The sequence below is a fragment of the Promicromonospora kroppenstedtii DSM 19349 genome, assembly GCF_000515355.1.
GTDB classification, from domain to species: domain Bacteria; phylum Actinomycetota; class Actinomycetes; order Actinomycetales; family Cellulomonadaceae; genus Promicromonospora; species Promicromonospora kroppenstedtii.
Genome location: NZ_KI911665.1, coordinates 114,013 through 116,279, shown reverse-complemented (window position 1 = coordinate 116,279; position 2,267 = coordinate 114,013). Strand labels below are relative to the sequence as shown.

At 74.6% G+C, this 2,267-nt stretch carries 1 protein-coding gene and 1 pseudogene; one reads left to right on the top strand and one right to left on the bottom strand.

Annotation, left to right across the window (positions count from 1 at the left end; translation table 11 throughout):
- Positions 1–1,726: gamma-glutamyltransferase (gene ggt, locus PROKR_RS12905; protein ID WP_036963786.1), on the top strand; the 1,726-nt coding region annotated here is incomplete at its 5' end.
- Positions 1,727–1,745: 19 nt separating this feature from the next.
- Here ggt and PROKR_RS12900 read toward each other — a convergent pair.
- Positions 1,746–2,267, bottom strand: a pseudogene (locus PROKR_RS12900) (hypothetical protein); the annotation flags it as partial.

The following is a 2,267-nucleotide window of genomic DNA, read 5'->3' as shown; positions in this document are numbered from 1 at the left end:
GGCCGGCCCGCACCAACCACCCCGGGTGCCGACGTCGGTCGGCTACGGCGGCGCGGTCAGCTCCCTCGACCCCGTCGTCTCCGAGGTGGGCCTGAAGGTGCTGCGCGAGGGCGGCAACGCCACCGACGCCGCGGTCGCCATGGCCGCGGCGATCGGCGTGACCGACCCGTACAGCGCGGGCATCGGCGGCGGCGGGTTCTTCGTGCACTACGACGCCTCCACCGGCGAGGTCGAGACGATCGACGGGCGCGAGACGGCGCCGGCCGGCGCCGGGCCCGACACGTTCGTGGACCCGGCGACGGGGAAGCCGTACCCGTTCTACCCGGACCTGGTGACCGGCGGCGTCAGCGTCGGCGTCCCCGGCACGCCGGCCACCTGGGACCGCGCGCTGGAGCGCTGGGGCACCACCACGCTGCGCCAGGCGCTGCGGCCGGCGACGGCGGTCGCGGAACAGGGCTTCGTCGTCGACCAGCTCTTCCACGACCAGACCCTGGCCAACCAGGCGCGGTTCGAGGCGATCACCTCCACGACCGAGCTGTTCCTGCCGGACGGCGAGGCCCCCGCCGTCGGCTCGGTGTTCCGCAACCCGGACCTCGCCGCGACGTACCGGGCGCTCGCGGCCGGGGGCGTCGAGGCGTTCTACGAGGGCGAGCTGGCGCACGAGATCGCCGACGCCGTGCAGGCACCGCCGGTCGCCGACGGTACCTCGCTGCCGGTGCCGGCCGGATCGATGACGCCCGCGGACCTGGCGGCGTACGAGGTCGTGGACCGCGATCCGACGGTCTTCTCCTACCGCGGGTACGACGTCTACGGCATGGCGCCGCCGGCCTCGGGCGGGACCACCGTGGGCGAGGCGCTGAACATCCTGGAGCAGTTCGACCTGGAGTCCCTGGACGACGCCGCCGCGCGGCACCACTTCTTCGAGGCGAGCGCGCTGGCGTTCGCGGACCGGGCCGCCTACCTGGGGGACGGCGACTTCGTGGACGTGCCGGTGGACGGGCTGCTGGACGACACGTTCGCCAAGGAGCGGGCCTGCCTGCTCGACCCGCAGGCCGCGGCGCCCAAGCCGGTCGCGTCAGGTGACGCGCGCTCGTACGACGGCGTGTGCGACGGCGCGCCCGCGCCCGGCACCGTGCCCGAGGACACGGAGAGCACGTCCACCACGAACCTGACGGCCGTGGACAAGTGGGGCGACGTGGTCGAGTACACCCTCACGATCGAGCAGATCGGCGGGTCGGGCATCGTGGTGCCCGGGCGCGGGTTCCTGCTGAACAACGAGCTCACCGACTTCAGCATCGCGTACGACGCCGACGACCCGAACCGGATCGAGGCCGGCAAGCGGCCGCGCTCGTCCATGGCGCCGACGATCGTCCTGCGGGACGGGAGCCCGGTGCTCGCGCTGGGGTCGCCCGGCGGGTCGAACATCATCTCGGCGGTCTCCCAGATGCTGGTCAACCGGATCGACCTCGGCATGACGATCCAGGAGGCGATCGCCGCGCCCCGGGCGGCACCGCAGAACGGCACGCGGACGACGGCCGAGCAGGCGTACGTCGACGCCTACGGCACCGCGCTGACCGCGTACGGACACACGCTCGTGCCCACCGCCAACGCGATCGGGGCGGCGACCGCCATCGAGATCGGCCCGGACGGGCTGCTCACCGCCGTCGCGGAGCCGACGCGGCTCGGTGGCGGCTCGGCCCGCGTGGTGCGGCCGGCCGGGCAGTGACCTGAGCCGGGGGTGCGGGTCACGTGGTACGGACCCGCACCCCACGCTCCTCGCGCAGCAGGACCTCGAGCGCCACGAACGCCAGCACGTCCAGGACCAGGCCGAACGCCGCCGTCCACCGCACTGCGCGGAATACCAGGAGCTGGGTGAACAGCAGGCTCACGAGCACGGCGCGGCGCACCCAGACGGCGCCCTGGAGGTGGTTGCGCCGGCCGACCACGACGCCGACGACGAGCAGCACGACGGACACCCCGACGGCACCGAGGATCGCGGCGCCCGTCCAGGCCGGCACCCCGGTCACCTGCCCGGCCAGGACTCGCATGCCGACGGTCGCCTCCGCGGCGCCGACGAGCAGGAGCAGGCCGATGACCAGCCACGCGGCCCACGCGCGGTCGACGAGACCGTCGAGCCACCGCACCACGCCCCGCACCCCGGTGCGCACGGGGTCGGGCACGTCGGCGTCATCGTCGGGTACGGCGTCCACGAGCTCGGCGACCAGGGGAGCGCCGGGTTCGCCGGCGCCCCTGGCGGCGAGCTCGCG